Below are 21082 nucleotides of genomic sequence, written 5' to 3'. Positions count from 1 at the left end.
GTATGGCACATAAGTCCGCGAACGCCGTCGTTCCGCTCATTATCGCCGTGGACGGCCGGTCCGGCGCGGGCAAAACCACCCTCGCGGTAGAGCTCACCGCCCTGCTGCGGGAACATCACACCGTCAGCCTCTTCCACCTCGAGGACATCTACCCCGGCTGGGACGGCCTCGCGGACGGCATGGACCGTTACGTTCGCACAGTGCTTTCACCCCTGGCGGCAGGGCGCCCCGCCCAGTGGACGGCGTGGGACTGGACCGCAGACGACGACGGCGACGCCCGCAGCACGCAGCCCGCGGACATTGTGCTGGTCGAGGGTGTCGGGGCGGCGTGCGCAGCTGCCCGGGAACACCTCGATGTGGTGATCTGGATCGACGCCGACGACGACCTCCGCCGAACCAGCGCCCTGAACCGCGACGGCGACACCTATGCCCCGTTCTGGAAGCGGTGGTCAGAGCAGGAAGAGCAGTGGCTCGCAGCTGATCACCCGGCGCCGCATGCGGACCTTTTGGTGCAGGGACACCGGGGCAACTCGGTTCCCGACCAGTTGCGCCGCGCGCTCACCGGGCTGCCGCAATGCGAGTCCCTGATGTCAATGGAACGGGCTGCCCGCCGGGGCCTGACCCTGCAAGTGGAAACCCTTGACCTGCTGCCCGATGCTGCCCGCGTCTTCCGCGAGCTATACGCCGGGTCCACCTCCGCCGCATGGCTTGACAGTTCCGCCACGGAGGACCCGCACGGCCGGAACCGCTTCTCGATCCTGGCTGACGACGGCGGGTGCTTCGGCCAGACTGCGCAACACACCGGCGGGACCACCCTGGTCACGAGCGGCCCGGTCACAGCCCGGATCGTCGGTCCCTTCTTCCGCTGGCTGGACGGCGTGTGGGGTCGCCGAGCGGTTCGACTGCCCGCGGAGTACCCGGGCCCGTTCGCTCTCGGCTGGCTGGGCTACCTCGGATATGAGCTGAAGCGCGAAACCGGCGGCCGCACGCCGGAGGCAAGTCCGGTTCCGGATGCATCCCTGCTTTTCGCCGGCCGGGCCGTGGTCCTGGACCATCAGGAAAAGCGCACCCACCTGCTCACCCTGCATGACGATTCCCGAGACGCAGACGCGGAAGCGTGGCTGAAACGGGCGCGCGCCGTCGTGCTCTCCGAACGGGAATCCACCACACCGAACTCCGCTGTGCCGAACTCCACTGTGTCGAACTCCAGCGCGCACCGCTTCACCCTGCGCGATACGCGGGAGGAGTACCTGGACAAGATCCGCGCGGCGAAGGCCGAGATTGCCGACGGCAACTCCTATGAGGTGTGCCTGACCACCGCCCTGAACGGGCACGACGATGCACCGGTCGATGCGTTGGAGGTGTACCTTGCTCTGCGCCGGGCCAACCCGGCACCGTTCGCGCATTACCTGGTCTTCCCCGGGATGGCCGTCGCAAGCACGTCGCCCGAGCGGTTCCTTCGGCTGGACGCGTCGGGCGGCATGCGCGCCGAACCGATCAAGGGCACGCGGCGCCGCTCCCCCGACCCCGAGGAAGACGCTGCCCTGCAGACGGACCTGCGCACCAGCGCCAAGGACCGGGCCGAGAACATCATGATCGTTGACCTGCTGCGCAACGATCTGTCCCACCTCGCGACCCCCGGAACCGTCACAGTGAGCCGCCTTTGCGACATCGAGACGTACGCAACCGTCCACCAGATGGTCAGCACCATCGACGCGAGGCTGAGGCCCGGTTCGTCCCGCGCTGAAGCTGTCGCTGCTGCCTTTCCTCCCGGCTCCATGACCGGCGCCCCGAAGATCAGCACCATGGCCATCCTTGACCGGCTTGAAGGTGCTCCCCGCGGCGTCTATTCCGGTGTCGCCGGGTACTTCTCGCTCGATGGCGCGGCGGACCTCGCCGTCGTCATCCGTACCCTTGTCGTGCAGGACGACGACGCCGGCACCAGCCTCACGCTCGGCGTGGGCGGCGCGATCACAGCCGATTCCGACCCCGCGGACGAGTGGGAAGAAGTACGGACCAAGGCGTTCGGGGTGCTCTCCGCGCTCGGCTCGGTTTTTCCCGAGTGACCGCCCGCCGCCATTGGTTGCTGTACGGGCCCTTCCGTCCCCCTACCCGGTGTGGAACCATATAACGGATCACGGAAGAAGCGACGAAGGAGAACGGTCATGACTAGCTCCAACGATGAGAACACCCCGAACCTGGATGACGTTCAGGAACCGGACAACGAGTTCCTTCCCAACCGCATCTACCAGGGCCATGCCGGAGAACCTGAACGCCTTGACGATGATGCCCTGGCGGCAGCCACCGAGCAGGAGCGGGTCGACGCGGGCCTCATCGACTACGCCCCCGACCAGGTACCGGATGCCACCGATCCACTCCCGGAGGAAGCCTCCGACGAGGCAGATTGGGCCCAGCGCGGATTGAACGAGGGAAGCGGCTCGGACTCCTGAGTGACTAGGCTTGGGCGCATGACTGTTCTGGTGTTCCTCGACTCCGCCTATCCCGACGGCCGCATCGCCGACGCAGGGCAACCGCAGCTCAAGGTCACCGACACGGGCATCACCCGCGGGGACGGCATCTTCGAGACCATGCTGGCGGTGCAGGGCGCCCCCCGGAAGCTGCAGGCGCATCTGGCGCGCCTCGCCACGTCCGCCGAAGCGCTGGAACTCGACGTCCCGGCGTCGAGCGTTTGGGAACGAGCCATCACCACTGCACTTGCGGAAGCCGACGACGACGGCGAACTGGTCGTCAAGCTCGTTGCCACCCGCGGCGAGGAAGGAGCGGGAGCCACCGCCTGGGTGCAGGTTTCTCCGCTGCCGAAGGAACTGCGCGGACAGCGCCTGAAGGTGCTGTTGCTCGACCGCGGCTATGACAGCACGGTGGCCCAACGCGCGCCCTGGCTGCTGATGGGAGCGAAAACGCTCTCCTACGCCGTGAACATGGCTGCCCTGCGATACGCGCGGGCGCACGGCGCCGATGATGTCATCTTCACCTCTTCCGACGGCAAGGTCCTCGAGGGACCCACATCGACGGTCCTCATTGCCCGGGTTGCTGACGGCGTCAAGCGACTCATTACGCCGCAACTGGAAAGCGGGATCCTCCCCGGCACCTCGCAGGGGGCGCTGTTCGCCACCGCCCGCGAGGCCGGCTGGGAACTGGGTTACGGTCCTCTCGTTCCTGAAGACCTGTTCACCGCGGACGGGGTCTGGCTGATTTCCAGCGTCCGGCTGCTCGCCGAGGTCGAGAGCATCGACGGAAAACCGGTCGCCACATCGCCGGAACTGACGAAGGAGCTGGGCGCGCTGGTGGACGCTGTCTCCTGACCGGGCTGGATCAGGAGGGCATGGCGTTACCGCACGTTACGGCCGCGCATGGCAGGTTTGCCGCCGCCGATGCTACGTTCAAACCGGAGTAACGAGCGCCAGCGCAAAGCCCTGACTTGCTGGCCGGCAACCCTCTTTCACGGCGGGGTGCCTCAGGTGACTACTCGGCACACCGATCAGGATCCACGATCACCAACGTGCACAGCGTGAGGAGACACAGTGTCACAGCATCCAACCCCCCAGGTCCGCTCCGGCAACGGTTACGCCGGCGACATCACCCCCCGGGAAGCGGTGGAACGCGTCAGCAAGGGCGCCGTCCTTGTGGACGTCCGCACGGTCGAGGAGTGGCAGAGCGTCGGGGTCCCGGACCTCACCGACGCCGGAACCGTGCCGCTGTTCCTGGAATGGAACCGGTCCGACGGCAGCCGCAACGTCTCGTTCCTCAACCAGCTCAACGGCCTGAAGGGGCGGGAACTGCTCTTCCTGTGCCGCTCCGGCGTCCGCTCGGTTGCGGCTGCGCAGAGCGCCGCCGCCGCGGGCCACACCGCGTACAACGTGATCCACGGGTTCGAAGCCGACGGCGGCTGGCAGGCATGCGGCCTGGCGACCACTGCCCACTCCGGTTCCGATGCTGCCGTCCCGGCAGCTGGGCAGGGCAACCCCGGTGAGTGAGCCCACGCCGTCGTCGTTCTCTCCGGCGGTCAACCGCGAGCCGGTCGCCGGAAACGGCGGCTATCCCCGCATTCAACAGACAGACGACGACGTCGCTGCCTGGTCGCCGGATACTCTCGCCGTTCGCGGCGGGCTGGCCCGGTCCAACTTCGAGGAAACGTCCGAGGCGCTCTTTCTCAACTCGGGGTTCGTCTACTCATCCGCTGCGGCGGCCGAAGCTGCGTTCACCGGTGACGTGGACCGCTTCGTCTACTCGCGGTACGGCAACCCGACGGTCGCCATGTTCCAGGAACGCCTGCGCCTGCTCGAGGGAGCGGAAGCGTGCTTCGCCACGGCCAGCGGCATGTCCGCTGTCTTCACTGCACTCGGGGCGCTTTTGGCTGCCGGGGACCGGGTGGTCGCATCCCGCAGCCTGTTCGGGTCCTGCTTCGTCATCCTGAATGAGATCCTTCCGCGGTGGGGCGTGGAGACCGTCTTCGTCGACGGGTGGGATCTCAACCAGTGGGCGGACGCGCTGAGCGTTCCAACCACTGCGGTCTTCTTCGAGTCACCGTCCAATCCGATGCAGGAGATCGTCGACATCCGGTCGGTGGTGAAACTGGCGCATGCCGCGGGCGCGCAGGTCGTTGTCGACAATGTCTTCGCCACCCCGCTGCTCCAGCGCTGCACGGAGCTGGGCGCCGACGTCGTCGTCTACTCCGGAACCAAGCACATGGACGGCCAGGGCAGGGTGCTCGGCGGTGCCATCCTGGGGCGGAAGGAGTTCATCGAGGGGCCGGTGAAAACACTCATGCGGCACACCGGGCCGGCGCTGTCCTCCTTCAACGCCTGGACTCTCCTGAAGGGTCTGGAAACACTGTCGCTCCGGGTCAACCACGCATCATCCTCGGCGCTTACCCTCGCCCGCTGGCTGGAAGCCCAGCCGGCAGTCAACTGGGTTCGGTACCCGCTGCTCGAATCGCACCCGCAGTTCGACCTGGCGGCAGGGCAGATGACTGCGGGCGGCACCGTCGTGACCTTCGAACTCGACGCGCCCGAGGGTAGGGCGAAGGAGCGGGCGTTCGCGCTGCTCGATGCGTTGAACATCATCGATATCTCGAACAATCTCGGCGATTCGAAGACCCTGATCACCCACCCTGCCACCACCACTCACCGGGCAATGGGGCCGGAGGGCCGCGCCGCCATCGGCCTGTCCGACGGCGTCATCCGGCTCTCGGTGGGCCTCGAGGATGTCAGCGACCTGCAGACGGATCTGGGTAAGGCGCTCGCCTCCTGACCTGCCCGTAATCGCCCGAAGCTGGGATTCACCTGTGAGTTCTCCTCCGCGTTGAACCTCGGGGGTGCTTCCTGCGTCTTCCCAGCAGAGGGGTCAAGTGGCCACTCCCATCCCCCGGGTGTCCAGGGGGTGATCACGGGAGGAATCAACATGAGTAAAGCATTACGCGTCCTTTTCGCCGTCATCGCGGTTTGCCTGTTGGCGCTGACCGGTTGTGGCGGCTCCGACACGCAGACCGAGGACATCCCCGCAGGTGAAGAGACTGCTGCAGAAGCACCACCCACTGAGGAACCCACGGAGACCGAGACCACAGAGGCGGAGACCACGGAGGAAGCTACAGAGGAGGCATCCGAGGAACCGTCCGGTGAGGCAGCCGGTGGCGGAACCGTCGGAACTCCCCTCGGCGTCGCCGAGACGGACCTCGGTGAAGTTGTGGTCGACGCCGAAGGCATGGTGGTCTACTACTTCACCAATGACGAGCCGGACTCCGGCGTCAGCGCCTGCGAAGGTGGCTGCCTTGAAGCCTGGCCGCCGGTGCTCAGCGACAGCGAGACTCCGGAGGTCGAAGGCGTCACGGGCGAAGTCGGCACCATTGAAACGCCCGACGGCGAGCTGCAGGTGACCATTAACGGAATGCCGATCTACTACTTCGCCGAAGATGAAGCACCGGGCGACACCAACGGTCAGGGCGTGAACGAGGTGTGGTACGTCGTCGCACCTGACGGCACCATGATTCAGTGACCTACCCGCCAGGGACTACATCGCGGGCAAGGAGCGCACTCTTCAGGGAGCGCAAGGCATAGTGCAGCCGGGATTTCACGGTCCCCTCCGGTATGGAGAGGGACCGTGAAATCTCGGCCACGGTCTCACCGCGGAAGTAGAAGTGCAGCACCACATCCCGGTGTTCCGGGGAGAGCTCGTTGAGCGCGTCCGTCAGCAGCCAGGAGGTCAGGAGCTGTTCGACCTCGTCGCGGGAAGGAGTATCCGGGACCTCGTCCACGTCAAGTTCGTGGCGGCTGAACCCGCTGCGGAATGAGTCAACGAGAATGTTGCGGGCCACCACGAAAAGCCACGCGCGGATCTCCAGTTCAGTGTGCCCCCGCATCACCGGATGCTCCCAGGCACGCAACAGAGTCAACTGGACGACTTCATCGGCCAGGAAGGCGTCCGGTGTAAGACGGTGAACGAACCGCCGGAGAGGGCGCAGATGGTTGTCCCTGATGACGCTGAGCCAGTCCGGCTGCCCTTCGGCCATGTTCGTTCCCCACACTCGACATCCCAAGCCATTCCACCGCAGTTCTTACCCATTCATGCGGTGCAAGGTTGGGAAAAACCTGCGGCCTCCTTCATCATGCCCCTCGATGGCCTATTCCGACAGGGTGCTGGACCGCAGTCCGTCAGCCCAGTATGAAGTTCCAGGTCCCCGCCAGCACGGACGCGCTGGCAGCCAGCCCGGCGATCGCCACACCAACCAGGACCACCACGATGTCGACGCGGCTGAAGGTGCTCTCCCTGGCCCAGGTGCGTGGTCCCGCACCGAAACCACGTGCCTCCATGGCCACGGCGAGCCGGGTTGCCCGTCGGATCGCCTGCACCATGAGCCCGAAGGCCTGACCGAGAAAGTTTCCGAGGCGTGCCGCCGGATTGCCCTCGTGGCCCACTCCCCGGGCGTGCCGGGCCAGCCCGAGGGTCCGCCATTCGTCGAAGAGCAGCCCAACGAGCCGCATCCCCGCCAGCGCTCCCAGCACGAACCGGTGCGGAGCCCTCAGTCGTTGCGCGAGCGCATCGGCGAGGTCGGTCGGGTCGGTACTGGCCAGCAGGAACAGGCCCGGAAGCGCGATTGCGAGCCCGCGCAGCCCGATGGCTAAACCAGCGTTGACCGAGTCCTCAGTGAACAGCACGGGCCCCAGCTCGAACAGGACACGCCCGGTCTTCTCCGCGAGAAGCGCGGTCCCGTAGGCACCGACGACGGCCGCGAGGACGAACGGCCAGGTCCGCAGCAGCAGCCGCCGGATGCTGATGCCAAGCAGCGGCAGAAGGAGCAGTTCAGAAGCGAGAACCACGCCGGCGCTGACCCAGTCCACGCTGAGCATGACGACGACGGTGATCACCACGGCGGCGAACAGCTTCGAGAGCGGATTGGCCCGAGGAAGGAACCGGCCAGTGATCTCCGGAGTCAGGATGTCCACACTCACGCCGCTACCTCCAGCGTTGCGGAATGTCCGTCGACGCTCACGATGCGGCTCCCGAGCGCCGTGGTGTACTCGCGGTCATGGGTCACCGATACCACGCAGGTACCCGCATGGATAAGCTCGGCGAGGAGGCCGATCAGCTCAGCCCAGGTGTTCGCGTCCTGACCGAAGGTGGGCTCATCCAGAATCAGGATGTCCGGGTCTGTGGCGAGCATGGTCGCCACCGACAGCCGCCGCTTCTCACCTCCGGACAGCGTGAAGGGATTGGCCTTCAGCAGTCCCGTGAGCCTGAGCCGTTCCGCGATGGGGTCGATCCGGCGTCGTATGTCCGCTTCGCTCTGCCGGGCAACCCGGCGGGGTCCGAACTCGAGTTCCTCAAGCACAGTGTTGGTCAGGAACTGGTGCTCGGGCTCCTGGAACACCGTGCCGATCCGGCTGACCAATTCCGCGGACTTCCAGTTCTGCGGCGTGGACCCGACTCCGCGGGCGAGCGGGTCCAGTGCTGTCAGCTTGCCGGCGCGCGGCTTCAGCAGCCCTGCGAGCGTGAGGGCGAGCGTGGACTTGCCGCCTCCGTTGGGTCCGAGCACGCTGACCGCCTCGCCCTGACCAAGGATGAGGTCAACACCGCTGAGCACCGCAGGTCCCCGTTTGGTGCGTGTGACAGATAACCCGGCAGCCTGCAGGAGGTCCTCGCCGGCACCCTGCCGAACGGCGGGAGTAGCGGGCCGGTGACCGGGTACCCATACCCCGGCTTCTATGAGCCGGGTGCGCACGGCGTTTCGCTGAAGCACGGCGTCCGGTTCGCCGTCCGCGAGAATACCGCCGTCGGAATCCAGTACGATCACGCGGTCCACCACATCGGCCCATACCTCGACCCGGTGCTCCACCACGACGAGCGTGGCAGCGGTCCGGTCCAGCACCCGTACGACGGCGTCCCTCACCTCGATCACCCCTGCGGGGTCAAGATTGGCGGTTGGCTCGTCAAGAAGCAGCAATCCGGGCTGCATGGCGAGGACGGCAGCCAGAGCAAGTCGTTGCTTCTGACCCCCGGAGAGTGCAGTGGTGGGGTGGTTGAGCGGGACATCAAGACCGACGTCGTCAAGCGCCCGCCTCACGCGCGGCCAGATCTCGGCACGCGGCACGGCCAGGTTCTCGGCGCCGAACGCTACCTCGTCACCGACGCGCGCAAGGACCAGTTGGGTATCCGGGTCCTGCAGGACCAGTCCGGAACGTCCGCGAGCAGCGGCGGGGCTGACGCCGTCGACCGCGAGCGAGCCGGTCTGCTCTCCCTCGTCATGCTCGCCGAGCACTCCGGCGAGTCCGTGGAGCAGAGTCGATTTTCCTGCACCGGAGGCGCCGAGGAGCAATACGCGCTGCCCGGCGTCGATGGTCAGGTCGATGTCGCGCACCGCCCACCGCGCCCGGCCAGGGTGACGCCATCCCCAGCCCTGGGCGGTGATTGCAGCCGGGCCGGCCGTCGTCGGGCTCACCCTAAACGTCAGCCGTGCGGCCCGAAGCAAAGGAAGACAGAGCGCCGGTCCTCGCCAGGCCGCGAGTGGCAAGCCAGGACAGCAACCCTGCGAGCACTACACCGGAGACGGCCGCAAAAACGCCGTACATCAGCTTATGATCCATGGTCCATGCTGCGTTGTACATGATGTTCTCGCTGACGGCGAGGGCAAGTCCGGCGCCCAGCCCGGCAAGAAGCGCGACCCCAAGGTTCCAGCGGCGGTAAAGGAACAGGGCGAAGATCAGCTCGGCCCCGATGCCCTGGATCAGGCCGGACAAGAGCACGGCAACTCCAAATTGGGTGCCGATGAGCGCCGAAACGGCAGCCGCGACGACCTCGCAGTAGATGGCAGCGCCCGGCTTGCGGATGATGAATCCGCCCAGCACACCGGCGATGAGCCAGCCACCCGAATACAGGCCGGCCAACGGCGGGTACGCCGCAGTCACGGCTGCCACGCCGCTGTAGCCGGCGGACCAGGCGAAGAAGATGACGCCTACGGCCACCGCGATGACCGAGGCGACCACGATATCCACGACGCGCCATTCGAAGCGGCGGCGGGATGTTGACGGTGTAGGACTGTGTGTAGCAGTCATGAGTGAAATCCTCCTGGGTACAGGAGGGGAAGGCCTTCCGGCAGGACGCCGGTCGCCCTGAGAACTCGACTCCCTTCGCCGGTACTAGCCGGATCAGGTTCGAGGGTCTGCGGTGGTCCGCACTCTCAGCGCCCACCACGTACGTGGCTGCGCTCCCCTGTCGTTGTTTTGAGCGAGATTAACTCTACACCCGGGAACGGAGGCACCGTCGTCGTCGTGATCTTCGGTGCCCTCCCACCGGAGGGTCCCGATAACGCTAGGCTGGGAGCAAAACTAAGCCGACTGAAGGAGGCACCATGAACGCGATCTTCAAACTGATGGGTGTTGGACTGGGCATCGGGGCGGGCCTCGTGGGAACGCAGCTTGTCGACTTCATCTGGAAGCGGGTCACCGGAAACGAGCCCCCGAAGGACAAGGAAGGCCTGGAGAACAGCCTGCGTTCGGCGCTGGCCTTCGCGATCATTTCCGGTTCCGTCAGCACCACCATCCGCGTGCTCACCAACCGCACCACCCAGCAGGCAATCCGCCGCTACGAGAACACCCGCGACCTCACCTGACAATCACCGGGTGACAGTCATTCCGGTCAGTCCCTGGACGCGCGGTCGCCCGCCTCACGGCGCTTGGTGGCCGCGTGTTCCACGACGTCGTCCAACTCGTCCATGCTCAGCAGGTCCTTACGGAGGTGCTTGGTGCGGTAGCCCGCCCTGCCCACCATATGGGCTGAGACAGGAGCGGTGAGGAGCTGGAAAATCCAGCACACGATCAGTACGGGCACAACCGCCCACGAACGTTGCTGAACGGCGATCGCCAACAGGAACAGCAGCAGCCCGAGAACCTGCGGCTTGGTTGCCGCGTGCATGCGGCTCAGCAGGTCCGGGAACCGCAGAAGCCCGACGGCGGCAGCCAGCGACATAAGCGCCCCTCCGAGGAGCAGGACGGCGGTCAGGGTATCCAGGGCAGCATCCATCAGCGGCTCACTTCTTCTCGGTGACGAATCGGGCGACGGTCACCGACGCGATGAAACCGATCAAGGATGTCGCCACGAGGATCACCAGCGTGTTCGTGTGCCCATTGACGACCATGTCTACGGCCAGTGCTCCTCCCACGATCGCCAGGAGTACGTCCACGGCAAGCACGCGGTCAAGAATCGACGGGCCGCGAGCCACCCGGTAGATCGCGAAGAGCGCAGACACTCCCAGAATGACGGCGATGATGCCAAGAACGATGCTCACTGGTGCGCCCTTCCGTCGAGGTGATGCGGCGCTTCCGAGCGCAGCAGGGCAAGATCCTCACGGGACCCCATAACCCTGATCAACCATTCTTCGGTGCGCCGGGCATTCTCCCTAACCTTCTCGGCGTCATCATCCGTCGCGACGTTGAGGCAATGCAGGTAGAGGGTGGACGTCGAGCGATCCACCTCCACCACCAGAGAACCGGGGATCAGCGACAAAGCATGTCCGGTCGCCGTCACCAGAAGGTCGGAGGGGCTGCGCAGTCGCACCCGCACCACGGCGTTCTTCAGCTTCGGTCCACGGACGAGCGCCAACCAGAAGACCTGCACGCTGGCCTGCAGCAGCTGGTAGAGGAACCTGCCGGCGAACCCAACGGCGTAGAAGAGATTGAACCGCCCGCTGAGCTCCACCGGCGGGAGATAAAGGAAGTTCGCGACCGCGAACGCAATGATGGCGCCGAACGCCAGGTTACCCAGGCTGAAGTCCTGCCAGAGCGCTCCCCACACGATCACCAGCCAGATCAGGAGCGGCAATTCAACCCGCAACGGGATACGTTGCCTTGTCATCATGGTGAGACTCCTGCCGCTTCGGTTGCGCCTTCCCCGAGGACTGCGTCGATATACGGGGAACGGTCCAACATCTGCTGCGCTGCCTGGTCGCTCAGCTCGAAGAGGGGGCCGCCCAGTACCGTGAGGCTGACGCCCAGCAGTACGAGCCCCGTGGTGGCGCCGACCATGGTCTTGGGCAGCAAACTGACGGCACTCCTGCCCGCGAACTTACCGGTGCTGTGCCCAGCGACCCTGCGGGAAGTCGTCACCGCCGAGCCGTCTGTCGAGGTTGCCATCAGGATCGGATCCGGGTGTGTTGCGTCCTCCGGCCGGCGCCAGAAGGCGCGGTTCCAGACGCGCGCGATCGCAAGCAGCGTTATGAGGCTCGTCAGTACACCGGCTCCGACCAGCACATAGGCAAGCGGTGTCCCGAGTTCGACGCCCGCCTGCAGCAGTCCCAGCTTCCCGAGGAAGCCCGAGAACGGCGGGATACCTGCAAGATTCATGCCCGGAATGAAAAACAGCAACGCCAGGAAGGGCGAGATTTTCGCAAGTCCGCCGAGTCGATCCATATTGGCCGTTCCGCCCCGGCGCTCGATGAGACCCGTGACAAGGAAAAGGCTGGTCTGCACGATGATGTGGTGGGCAACGTAGTAGACGGCGGCGCCCAGGCCGATCACAGTGGAGATTGCGAGCCCGAACACCATGTACCCGATATGGCTGACGAGCGTGAAGGAGAGCATACGTTTGATGTCCGACTGCGCGAGCGCGCCGAGTATGCCCACGATCATGGTGAGCATGGCGACGATCATCAGCAGCGTGTTGATGCGGTCGCCGGGGAACAGCAAAGTCTCAGTCCGCACCATTGCATAAACGCCGACCTTGGTCAGCAGGCCGGCGAACACGGCGGTCACCGGAGCAGGGGCGGTCGGGTAGGAGTCGGGCAGCCAGAAGGACAGCGGGAAAACCGCGGCCTTGATGCCGAATGCCACCAGCAGCATCAGGTGAAGGATCATCTGCGTCGCGGGGTCGAGATCCGCGAGTTTGAGGGCCAGGTCCGCCATGTTGATGGTGCCGGTTGCGGCATAGATCATACCGATGCTGATGAGGAACAGAACCGAGGAAACCACACTGACGACGACGTAGGTCACCCCTGCACGGATGCGCGGTGTGGTGCCGCCCAGTGTCATGAGCACATAACTTGCGGTGAGGAGAATCTCGAACCCCACGTACAGGTTGAAGAGGTCTCCGGCAAGGAATGCGTTGGACACTCCGGCGACCAGAATCAGGTACGTCGGGTGGAAGATCGAGATGGGCCCGTCCTCGTCACCGTCGGTCATCCCCTGTCCTGTGGCGTAGATCAGGACCGCGAGGCTTACGGCCGAGGAGACCACCAGCATCAGCGCGGAGAACTGGTCCACCACCATCGTGATGCCGAAGGGAGCCGCCCAGTTGCCGATGAAGACGGCCGTTGTGCCCTTTCCGCTGGCATCCAGCAGGAGGAAGATCTCGATCATCAGGGTTACGCAGAGCGTCGTAATGCTCACGGCACGCTGGGACCTGGAATGCCGGATCAAAAGGAAGGCAAGAGCTGCGCCCAGGAACGGCAGCACGACTGCCAGAGGCGCGAGGTTCGCTATGTTCATCGCTCCTCCGTTCGTGGGTTGCTCGCTCTGCTGCCGATTCCCGCCCGCTGGTTGCCCGGCGCTTCTTCGGCCTCTTCGATGGGGGTGAATTCTGTGGTCTCGATGGGAATTTCGGCGTCGTCCTCGGCATCGAAGCTGCTCTGAGACGCCACCCGCCGGTCTTCGATGTCATCCTGGACCTCGTCCTGGCGGCCGAGGATCCACGAACGGTAGATAATTCCCAGCATGAAGGCCGTCACGGCGAACGAGATGACAATCGAGGTGAGAATCAACGCCTGTGGGAGCGGGTCGCTGTAGTCCTCCGGGGCGATTCCGGACGAGTACAAGGGGGCCCGGCCCGCGGCGCCGCCCCCCGCAAGCAGCAGCATGTTGGCGCCATTGGCGAGCATGATCAGACCGAGCAGGACCCTTGTCAGGCTACGCTCCAGGAGCAGGTAGATCCCCGCAGCGAAGAGGGCGCCCATGATGACGAGCAATGTGACGTTGACGCTCACTGGGCCACCTTCTCTTCCGGCTCCGGGGCTTCTTCCGGTTTTGGAGAACGGGCGTCCATGGTGGCGGTTGCGCCTTCACTGCGCTCGTCAATCTCGGAGCCGAGGCTGCGGAGCACGTCGAGCACCAGCCCCACCACCACCATGTACACGCCGATGTCGAAGATCGTGGACGTGACGAACTTGATGTGGCCGAAGACCGGCCAGGTTGTTTCGATGATTGCGCTTTGGAACACCTCGCCCCCGAGGAACACGGGAACTATGGCGGTGAGCGCGGCAGTGGCAAGACCGCCGCCAAGGAGCAATCCCGCGCTGACGGGGGTAGCTTCGGCGAGTTCGAACCGGCCGCCCGCGAGATATCGAATGGTCAGCGCAAGCCCTGCCATCAGACCGCCGGCAAATCCGCCGCCCGGCAGGTTGTGCCCGGCCAGCAGGAGGTAGATGGAGAACACGATGATCGAGTGGAACAGCAGTCTGGTGATGACCTCGAAGATGATGGAGCGCCGTTCCGGTGCAAGGGTCCGCCCTGCCACGAGCCACGCATCGTTGACTGAGCTCGCGAATTTCTTGGCCAGCTCCAGGGCCGCAGCTTCGCGACCGTAGGCGTCGATCGGTTCCTGGTTCCGGCCGACCGTCCCGCTCTTGACCCCATCCGCGCGTACCCTGCCGTCGCCCCGACCGCGGATGAAGATGAGGCTTGCGACGCCGGTCGCCGCGATAGCGAGCACGCTGATCTCACCGAAAGTGTCCCAGGCCCGGATGTCCACGAGGGTGACGTTCACGATGTTGGCGCCGCCGCCGTCGTCGTACGCCAGCGAGGGAAAGCTCAGCGAAATAGGGTCTGCCACGCGGGAAGCCATTGCGGACATTGCGATCGCCATCATGACTCCGCCGAAGGAGAGCCCGAGAACCGCGCGGAGTACCCGGTACTTGCGTCCGGGCGCACGCTGCCAGAGACGCGCCGGGAGCGACCGCAGCGCGAGGACGAACGCGACAAGCACAATCGTTTCCACCAGAAGCTGTGTCATTGCAAGATCCGGGGCACCCTGTAGGGCGAAGATCAACGCAATGCCGTAACCGGTTACTCCGACCATGATGACGGCCATGAAACGCTTTGCCGCCCGCAGAGCCGCAATGGCACTGAGAATGATGACGACGCCGGCCATCAGCTGTGCGGGCGAGTCCGCCAGATACCAGCTCTCGGGAGTCGGCGCGTCGAAGATGATCAAGGCGGTGAGGGGCGTGATGATCGCCATCGACAGGATGACGAACAGATAGAACGCCAGCGAACCACGCTGCGTGCGGCCGGTCAGCCAGACCGCTACGTCGTCGAGGACGCCGATGGCAGCCTTGTAGTTTCGCTCGGCATCAACGTCCGGTGCGATGCGCATCTGCAGTTGCTCGAAGCGTTCACGCAGCAGGAACAGCGCAACACCACCGGCGATGGAAAGCAGGGACAGGAACAGCGCCGGGGTGATCCCGTGCCACAGCAACAGGTGCGGTGTCTCCCCTTCTTCCGGGAAGGTGCCCACATAGGGCTGGATTGCCGCATCGAGCGGCGCCGGAATGAAGCCGAAAACAACAGTCGCAACCGCAAGCAGTGCCGGCGCCAGCAGGAAGGACGGCTCCACCGGTTTGAACGCGGTGGGCGCGGACGACTTCCGGGCGAAGCCTCCCCAGATGAAGCGGGCGCTGTACGCGAAGGTCAGCATTGACCCGAGCACGATTCCAACCAGGACGACCACGCCGAACGGTCCTTCTTCCGCGTGGTGGACAAACGCCTCGAGGACGGATTCCTTTGCCACAAAGCCGAGGAGGGGCGGCACGCCGGCCATCGAGGCGGCGGCGATAACAGCGACGGCAGCAAGCACCGGCGCGGAGCGCCCTACCCCGCACAACTTGCGGATGTCGCGGGTGCCCGACTGGTGATCAATGATACCAACCACCAGGAAGAGGGTGGCTTTGAAGAACCCGTGTGCGAGCAGGAGCCCAAGCCCGGCCAGCGCCGCGTCCTGTCCGCCCAGTCCCACCACAATGGTCAGGAACCCGAGCTGGCTGACGGTGCCGTAGGCCAGGAGCAGCTTGAGGTCATGCTGCCGCAGTGCCCGCCAGCCGCCGAACAGCATTGTTGCGAGTCCGAGGCTGAGCACGATCGGCGGCCACATCAGGCTGTCGGAGAAGCCGGGCGCGAAGCGCGCGATCAGGTAGATGCCGGCCTTCACCATGGCCGCCGCATGCAGGTAGGCGCTCACCGGAGTGGGAGCAGCCATGGCGCTTGGCAGCCAGAAGTGGAAAGGCACCAGCGCAGACTTTGAGAGGGCGCCGACAAGGATCAGGACAATCGCCGCTTCGATGGCTGGGCCGGTCAGTGAGTCCGTGCTCGCAAGAATGTCCGACAGGCGATACGTCCCGGCACGCTGTCCCAGAATGATGAGGCCGACCAGCATTGCCAGACCACCGAGCGTGGTCACTACCAGTGCCTGCAGCGCCGCACGCCTGGCGGACAACCGGTGCCGGGAGTAGCCGATGAGCAGATAGGACAGGACTGTGGTCAGTTCCCAGAAGATGAACAGCAGGATAAGGTCATCGGCGATCACCAGACCGAACATCGCGCCTGCGAATGCAAGCAACTGGGCGCCGAAGGGCCCGATGTTCGCGTCATCCTGCTTGAAGTAGCGGGCGCAGTAAAACAGCACCAGGGAACCGACGCCGAGCACCAGGATACTGAGCACGGCTGACAGCGCGTCCATGCGGAAAGCGAGTTCGAGCTGCAGTTGCGGGATCCATGGAAGCACGACGGACGGCGGCGCGTTGGGCTGCCCGTTGGCAGCGACCTGCGCAGAGTCGGTGTAATTTGAGAACGTTGCCAGTAGCCAGAGGAAGCCGGCCGCCGGAACCGCGGCGAGAACGTAGAAGGCCGAACGGCCCATCATACGGAAGATCAGGGGCGCCACTGTGGCCACCGCAAAGAGGGCGATGAGCACGAGTAGCACGATGATCTCCTGATCTCTCGAGTTGAGACGGTCAGCTGACGGTCAAGGGCCTAGGAACATTCTACCGGTGGCATACACCGCGCCATCCCGGTTCTGCCCTCCGCGCAAGAAAAGGGCGCGCGGAATAATAAGAGGGGTCAACCAGTTGTTATTCGGCACCAGATAGCATGCAGCCATGAGCACGGACTCCCCACAGGCCCCTGGACGCATCCTTTCGAAACCCGTGCTCGCATGGGCGTCCTGGGATTGGGGATCCGCGGCATTCAACGCCGTGATGACCACCTTTGTGTTCACTGTCTACCTCACCTCCGATGCCTTCGGCGGCGAAACCTACGCATCCGAGGTGCTCGGCTGGGGACTCGCGGTTGCCGGTCTCCTTATTGCGCTCCTTGCTCCGGTGACCGGTCAGCGGTCCGACGTCGGCGGCCGCCGGAAACTGTGGCTCGGTGTGAACAGCCTGCTTGTGGCTGTGCTGACCGCACTGTGCTTCTTTGTCTTCCCCCGCCCGGAGCTGCTGATTCTCGGAGTCGCGCTGATCGCGGCCGCGAACATCTTCTTTGAGTTTGCCGGGGTCAACTACAACGCCATGCTGGCCCAGATTTCCACTCCTTCAAGCGTTGGCCGGGTGAGCGGGTTCGGCTGGGCCATGGGTTACGTGGGCGGGATCGTTGCCCTGGTAATCGTGCTGGTGGCATTCGTCCAACCCGTCGTCGACTGGTTCGGGTCAAGCACGGAGGACTCTCTCAACATCCGGCTCGTCGCGGTCTTCTCGGCGCTGTGGTTCCTTGCCTTCGCCCTGCCGGTGATGTTCGCGGTACCGGAAATCCCCCGGCAGCGGAACGTCAACCGGCTGGGATTCCTGGCGTCCTACGGTCTGCTCTTCCGGCGTATCAAGGCGATCTACCGCACCAGCCCGCACACCATCTTCTTCCTCCTCGCGAGTGCAATCTTTCGGGACGGACTCGCGGCTGTGTTTACCTTCGGGGGCATCATCGCGGCCGGGACATTCGGCTTCGAACTGAGCGAAGTCATCCTGTTCGCCATCGTGGGTAACGTCATTGCCGCAATCGGCGCCGTGATTGGCGGCTTCTTCGATGACCGGGTGGGTCCCAAACTGGTGATCATCGTCGCCCTGATAGGGCTGCTGGTCTCGGGAACGGCGGTGATGGTGCTCGGTGCGGCGGATCATTCGATGCTGGGCCTGCAATGGAGCGGCGATACAACGTTCTGGATCTTCGGGCTCCTGCTCACGCTGTTCGTCGGGCCGGCCCAGGCTTCATCGCGCGCCTATCTGGCGCGCCTCTCCCCGCAGGGCGACGAGGGAGAGATGTTCGGACTGTACGCCACCACGGGCCGTGCCGTGAGCTTCCTCGCCCCGGCGCTGTTCTCCCTCTTCATCGGATTGTTCGGGGAACAGCGGTTCGGGATCCTCGGCATCCTGGTGGTGCTGCTGGCAGGCTTGCTGGTATTGCTTCCGGTCAAGCCGCCGGCGAAGGTGACGCCCGCCGTCGTACCGGCTGCCTAGACCTGCTCTGCGGCGGGGACTGAACCCTCGGTGATTTCGGTGCGGTGGAAGTTGAGGTGGCTTCGCGACGCCGTCGGCCCGCGCTGCCCCTGGTACCGGTTGCCATACTGGCCGGAACCGTAGGAGTGCTCCGCGGGCGAGGTGAGCTTGAAAAAGCAGAGCTGGCCGATCTTGGAGCCGGGCCACAGCTTAATCGGCAGGGTCGCCATGTTGGAGAGCTCGAGCGTGACGTGGCCGGAGAAGCCCGGATCGATGAAGCCGGCCGTGGAATGTGTCAGGAGTCCGAGCCGACCCAGCGATGACTTTCCCTCCAGCCGGGCGGCGACGTCGTCGGGAAGGGTCACCATTTCATAGGTCGATCCGAGGACGAACTCCCCGGGGTGCAGGATGAAAGGCTCATCGGGAGCCACCTCCACCAGACGGGTCAGGTCCGGCTGGTTCTCGGCCGGATCGATGTGCGCGTACTTGTGGTTATCGAAGAGCCTGAAGAACCGGTCAATGCGGACGTCGACGCTCGACGGCTGAACCATTGCGGGGTCATAGGGATCGAGCACAATACGCTCGGCAGCAATTTCGGTTCGGATGTCGCGGTCTGAGATCAGCACCGTTCAAAAATACCGTACACAGTTCCCGCTGCTCCCATTGGAGACATCAGCGTCCGATCTCCGTTCTGACCGCGAACAGCTCCGGGAAGAAGGTCAGTTCGAGCGCTTTCTGGAGGAAGCCCACGCCGCTCGACCCCCCGGTTCCCGTCTTGTGGCCGATGGTGCGCTCCACCGTCTTCAGGTGCCTGAATCGCCACAACTGGAAATTGTCCTCAAGGTCCACGAGTTCCTCGCAGGCCTCGTAGACGTCCCAGTGCGTAGCGGAGTCCTCGTAGACGGTTTTGTACACCTGGACTAGCCCGGGGTTGAACTCGTGAGCGCGCGTGACGTCCCGTTCGAGCAGCTCCTCGGGAATGTTGTAGCCGCGCCGGGAAAGATAGTGGATGAACTCGTCATAGATACTCGACTCCTGCAGCAGGGCGGACAGAAGCTCCAAAGCCTGCGCGTCGCTCTCAAACACCTGCAGCATGGCGGCGTTCTTGTTGCCGAGGAGGAACTCCACCGCACGGTACTGGTACGACTGGAAGCCGCTGGCCGCCTTGAGTGAACCGCGGAACTCGGCATACTCCGACGGTGTGAGGGTCGCCAACACCGACCACTGCTCGGTGAGCGACCGCTGGATGTGCTTGATCCGCGCGATGCCCTTCATCGCCGCACGCAGGTCGTCCGCACGCAGATGGGTCCTCACCGCGCCCAGCTCATGCAGCACGAGCTTCAGCCATAACTCCGAGGTCTGATGCTGGATGATGAACAGCATTTCGTCATGATGCTCCGGCCGGCTGACCGGATGCTGGGCGGACAAGAGGGCATCGAGAGCGAGGTAGGAGCCGTAGGTCATCTTCCCGGAGAAGTCCTTCTCGATGCCCTCTTCAAGGTTGCGGGTGTTCCGCTCCACGCTCATGCACTCAGCGTAGTTCGTTGAGCGCGCGATGCAGCCGTCCCGGGTCCAGCCATTGATGACTGTCAGAGGCGGGCACTACGTTTGGACCAACCAAGGAGGCAGCATGAACACACGCGCAGATGCCCACTCACACTGCAGCATCGTCCCGCCCTACCTGCTCGCACGGCTGGCCAGCCTGCAGGCGCCTGAGCACCACGAGGCAGCTGCTGCCGCCCGGCGGGCGCTCGTGCAGTTGGACCCGATCCATAGCGCCCGTGCCGCTGCTCCGAGGGATCCCTCGCGCGGAGCGGGCACCGCCGTCGTGCTGGCTCTCCGCCGAACCATCTCGGATGCTCGCGGATCCGAGTCGCTGCCCGGCGAGCCGGCCCGCCGGGAGGGTGATCCGGCCACGGGTGACCCGGCGGTCGATGAGGCGTATGCGGGCCTCGGCGCAACGCATGAACTCTTCAGTGAGGTGTACGGCCGAGCCTCGATCGACGACGCCGGCCTGCCGCTGAACGCCACCGTCCATTACGGGCGTCAGTATGACAACGCGTTCTGGGACGGTTCCCGCATGGTTTTCGGTGACGGGGATGGCGAGATCTTCGGGCGGTTCACCGCGTCGCTGACGGTGATCGGTCACGAGCTGGCCCATGGGTTCACCCAGTACACCTCGAACCTGAGGTACCAGGGCCAGTCGGGTGCGCTCAACGAGTCCATCTCCGACGTTTTCGGAGTCCTGGTCGAACAGCGCGAGCGTGGCCAGTCCGCAGATGCCGCGAGCTGGCTGGTCGGCGAGGGTCTGTTCACCGACCAGGTGGAGGGCAATGCGCTGCGGTCACTGAAGGCTCCGGGCACTGCCTATAACGACGACATCCTCGGCAAGGATCCGCAGCCCGCCACCATGGCGGACTTCGTGGACACCACGTCCGACAACGGCGGAGTCCACATCAACTCGGGCATTCCCAATCAAGCGTTCTACATTGCCGCAACGCGAATCGGCGGTTATGCCTGGGAACATGCGGGGCAGGTCTGGTATGACGCCGCCGCGGGCGGCAATGTTCCCGCCGATTGTGACTTTGCCCAGTTCGCGGACATCACGGTCAATGCTGCGAACGCGCGTTACGGGGAAGGCTCCCCCGTCCCGCAGGCAGTGGAGTACGGGTGGCGGGAGGTGGGTGTGCTGTGACCCGCATCGAGGTCTCACGGTCCGGAGGCTTCGCCGGGATGACCCGGACCTGGAGTGTGGAGGTGAGCCCAACCGAAGCGGAAGAGCACTGGCTTCCACTCCTCGAGCAGGCTGATCCCGGCGAGTCGGAGGACGCGCAACGCGACCGCTTCGTCTATCACATCGTGGTGGTCGGCTACCGCGAGGTAACGGTCGGCGAAAGTGCGGTGCAAGGTCCTTGGAAGGAACTGGTGGAGTGGGTGAAAAATTCCAGCCAGCACGGGAACCAGGCGGGTGAAGGGCCCCGCTGACATGTTGTAGTGTTTATGGAGCGGTTCAGGCCGCATGCGGGCGTAGCTCAATGGTAGAGCGCTAGCTTCCCAAGCTCGATACGCGGGTTCGATTCCCGTCGCCCGCTCCACGATGTG

General features: G+C 64.8%; 22 protein-coding genes, 1 tRNA gene and 2 riboswitches. Of the genes, 11 read left to right on the top strand and 12 right to left on the bottom strand.

Translation table 11 applies throughout. From position 1 onward, the window contains the following. The first annotated feature begins 2 nt into the window (after positions 1-2). The 6 genes from pabB (at position 3) to AC5RU3_RS00625 (ending at position 6012) form a co-directional block, all read left to right on the top strand. The gene (gene pabB / locus AC5RU3_RS00650) at positions 3-2066 is read left to right on the top strand and encodes an aminodeoxychorismate synthase component I (RefSeq protein WP_493964622.1); all 2064 of its coding nucleotides are present in this window, start codon (positions 3-5) and stop codon (positions 2064-2066) included. A gap of 99 nt (positions 2067-2165) precedes the next feature. Beyond that, on the top strand, positions 2166-2450 hold the full coding sequence (locus tag AC5RU3_RS00645) for a hypothetical protein (protein WP_309071763.1): 285 nt from the start codon (positions 2166-2168) through the stop codon (positions 2448-2450). A gap of 18 nt (positions 2451-2468) precedes the next feature. Beyond that, on the top strand, positions 2469-3323 hold the full coding sequence (locus tag AC5RU3_RS00640) for an aminodeoxychorismate lyase (protein ID WP_309071762.1): 855 nt from the start codon (positions 2469-2471) through the stop codon (positions 3321-3323). Between the two features lie 87 nt (positions 3324-3410). Then, positions 3411-3536, top strand: a riboswitch (SAM riboswitch). A gap of 6 nt (positions 3537-3542) precedes the next feature. Continuing rightward, complete coding sequence (locus AC5RU3_RS00635; protein WP_493964621.1) at positions 3543-3995, top strand: rhodanese-like domain-containing protein; 453 nt, start codon at positions 3543-3545, stop codon at positions 3993-3995. Continuing rightward, entirely contained in the window at positions 3988-5271 is a 1284-nt protein-coding gene (locus AC5RU3_RS00630; protein WP_493964620.1) for an O-succinylhomoserine sulfhydrylase, read from the top strand. The genes AC5RU3_RS00635 and AC5RU3_RS00630 overlap by 8 nt, the downstream gene beginning before the upstream one ends. Before the next feature lie 150 nt (positions 5272-5421). Continuing rightward, positions 5422-6012, top strand: a complete 591-nt coding sequence (locus tag AC5RU3_RS00625) for a COG4315 family predicted lipoprotein (RefSeq protein ID WP_493964619.1) — start codon at positions 5422-5424, stop codon at positions 6010-6012. Position 6013: 1 nt separating this feature from the next. Here the strand turns inward: AC5RU3_RS00625 and AC5RU3_RS00620 are convergent, their stop codons facing one another. The 4 genes from AC5RU3_RS00620 to AC5RU3_RS00605 all read right to left on the bottom strand — a co-directional run bounded on the left by AC5RU3_RS00620 (position 6014) and on the right by AC5RU3_RS00605 (position 9566). Continuing rightward, on the bottom strand, positions 6014-6526 hold the full coding sequence (locus AC5RU3_RS00620) for a sigma-70 family RNA polymerase sigma factor (protein WP_309072592.1): 513 nt from the start codon (positions 6524-6526) through the stop codon (positions 6014-6016). Between the two features lie 142 nt (positions 6527-6668). After that, the gene (locus AC5RU3_RS00615; protein WP_493964618.1) at positions 6669-7466 is read right to left on the bottom strand and encodes an energy-coupling factor transporter transmembrane component T family protein; all 798 of its coding nucleotides are present in this window, start codon (positions 7464-7466) and stop codon (positions 6669-6671) included. Further along, the gene (locus tag AC5RU3_RS00610) at positions 7463-8953 is read right to left on the bottom strand and encodes an ABC transporter ATP-binding protein (RefSeq protein ID WP_493964617.1); all 1491 of its coding nucleotides are present in this window, start codon (positions 8951-8953) and stop codon (positions 7463-7465) included. The genes AC5RU3_RS00615 and AC5RU3_RS00610 overlap by 4 nt, the downstream gene beginning before the upstream one ends. A 1-nt stretch (position 8954) precedes the next feature. Further along, on the bottom strand, positions 8955-9566 hold the full coding sequence (locus AC5RU3_RS00605; RefSeq protein WP_493964616.1) for an ECF transporter S component: 612 nt from the start codon (positions 9564-9566) through the stop codon (positions 8955-8957). 53 nt (positions 9567-9619) lie between these two features. Continuing rightward, a riboswitch (TPP riboswitch) is annotated at positions 9620-9735 on the bottom strand. Positions 9736-9862: 127 nt separating this feature from the next. Here AC5RU3_RS00605 and AC5RU3_RS00600 point away from each other — a divergent pair. Beyond that, on the top strand, positions 9863-10123 hold the full coding sequence (locus tag AC5RU3_RS00600; RefSeq protein ID WP_309072667.1) for a DUF4235 domain-containing protein: 261 nt from the start codon (positions 9863-9865) through the stop codon (positions 10121-10123). A 26-nt stretch (positions 10124-10149) separates the two neighbouring features. Here AC5RU3_RS00600 and mnhG read toward each other — a convergent pair whose 3' ends face one another. The 6 genes from mnhG to AC5RU3_RS00570 are packed head-to-tail and all read right to left on the bottom strand — an operon-like array spanning position 10150 to position 16476. Further along, positions 10150-10533, bottom strand: coding sequence for a monovalent cation/H(+) antiporter subunit G (gene mnhG, locus AC5RU3_RS00595; protein ID WP_309072666.1), 384 nt, complete (start codon positions 10531-10533; stop codon positions 10150-10152). Between the two features lie 7 nt (positions 10534-10540). Further along, on the bottom strand, positions 10541-10798 hold the full coding sequence (locus AC5RU3_RS00590) for an MrpF/PhaF family protein (RefSeq protein ID WP_309072665.1): 258 nt from the start codon (positions 10796-10798) through the stop codon (positions 10541-10543). Continuing rightward, positions 10795-11364: a Na+/H+ antiporter subunit E gene (locus tag AC5RU3_RS00585; RefSeq protein ID WP_309072668.1), complete on the bottom strand. Its 570-nt coding sequence runs from the start codon at positions 11362-11364 to the stop codon at positions 10795-10797. The genes AC5RU3_RS00590 and AC5RU3_RS00585 overlap by 4 nt, the downstream gene beginning before the upstream one ends. Next, on the bottom strand, positions 11364-12992 hold the full coding sequence (locus AC5RU3_RS00580; protein ID WP_309072664.1) for a Na+/H+ antiporter subunit D: 1629 nt from the start codon (positions 12990-12992) through the stop codon (positions 11364-11366). The genes AC5RU3_RS00585 and AC5RU3_RS00580 overlap by 1 nt, the downstream gene beginning before the upstream one ends. Then, positions 12989-13486 carry a Na(+)/H(+) antiporter subunit C gene (locus tag AC5RU3_RS00575; RefSeq protein ID WP_309072663.1) on the bottom strand — a complete coding sequence of 166 codons (498 nt, stop codon included), beginning with the start codon at positions 13484-13486 and terminating at the stop codon, positions 12989-12991. The genes AC5RU3_RS00580 and AC5RU3_RS00575 overlap by 4 nt, the downstream gene beginning before the upstream one ends. Continuing rightward, a complete protein-coding gene (locus AC5RU3_RS00570) occupies positions 13483-16476 on the bottom strand; it encodes a Na+/H+ antiporter subunit A (RefSeq protein ID WP_493964615.1) in 2994 nt (997 codons plus the stop codon). Before AC5RU3_RS00570 ends, AC5RU3_RS00575 begins: the two co-directional genes overlap by 4 nt. Positions 16477-16651: 175 nt before the next feature. On the opposite strand from AC5RU3_RS00570, the gene AC5RU3_RS00565 reads away from it, so the two are divergent. After that, positions 16652-18001, top strand: a complete 1350-nt coding sequence (locus tag AC5RU3_RS00565) for an MFS transporter (protein WP_309072529.1) — start codon at positions 16652-16654, stop codon at positions 17999-18001. On the opposite strand, the gene dcd is transcribed toward AC5RU3_RS00565, so the two are convergent. Further along, entirely contained in the window at positions 17998-18606 is a 609-nt protein-coding gene (gene dcd / locus AC5RU3_RS00560; RefSeq protein ID WP_309072528.1) for a dCTP deaminase, read from the bottom strand. The two genes, AC5RU3_RS00565 and dcd, sit on opposite strands and share 4 nt — an antisense overlap. Positions 18607-18652: 46 nt before the next feature. Then, entirely contained in the window at positions 18653-19507 is an 855-nt protein-coding gene (gene kynA, locus AC5RU3_RS00555; RefSeq protein WP_493964614.1) for a tryptophan 2,3-dioxygenase, read from the bottom strand. A 103-nt stretch (positions 19508-19610) separates the two neighbouring features. Between kynA and AC5RU3_RS00550 the strand changes: the two genes are divergently transcribed. The 3 genes from AC5RU3_RS00550 to AC5RU3_RS00540 all read left to right on the top strand — a co-directional run bounded on the left by AC5RU3_RS00550 (position 19611) and on the right by AC5RU3_RS00540 (position 21075). After that, positions 19611-20675: a M4 family metallopeptidase gene (locus AC5RU3_RS00550; RefSeq protein WP_493964613.1), complete on the top strand. Its 1065-nt coding sequence runs from the start codon at positions 19611-19613 to the stop codon at positions 20673-20675. Next, complete coding sequence (locus tag AC5RU3_RS00545; protein ID WP_309072525.1) at positions 20672-20965, top strand: protealysin inhibitor emfourin; 294 nt, start codon at positions 20672-20674, stop codon at positions 20963-20965. Before AC5RU3_RS00550 ends, AC5RU3_RS00545 begins: the two co-directional genes overlap by 4 nt. Before the next feature lie 36 nt (positions 20966-21001). Beyond that, positions 21002-21075 (top strand) — tRNA-Gly (locus AC5RU3_RS00540). Positions 21076-21082 lie beyond the last annotated feature (7 nt).

Source organism: Arthrobacter sp. MDB1-55 (assembly GCF_059092925.1).
Note: the sequence above shows the minus strand (reverse complement) of the source record. Positions and strands in the feature narration are given on the sequence as shown.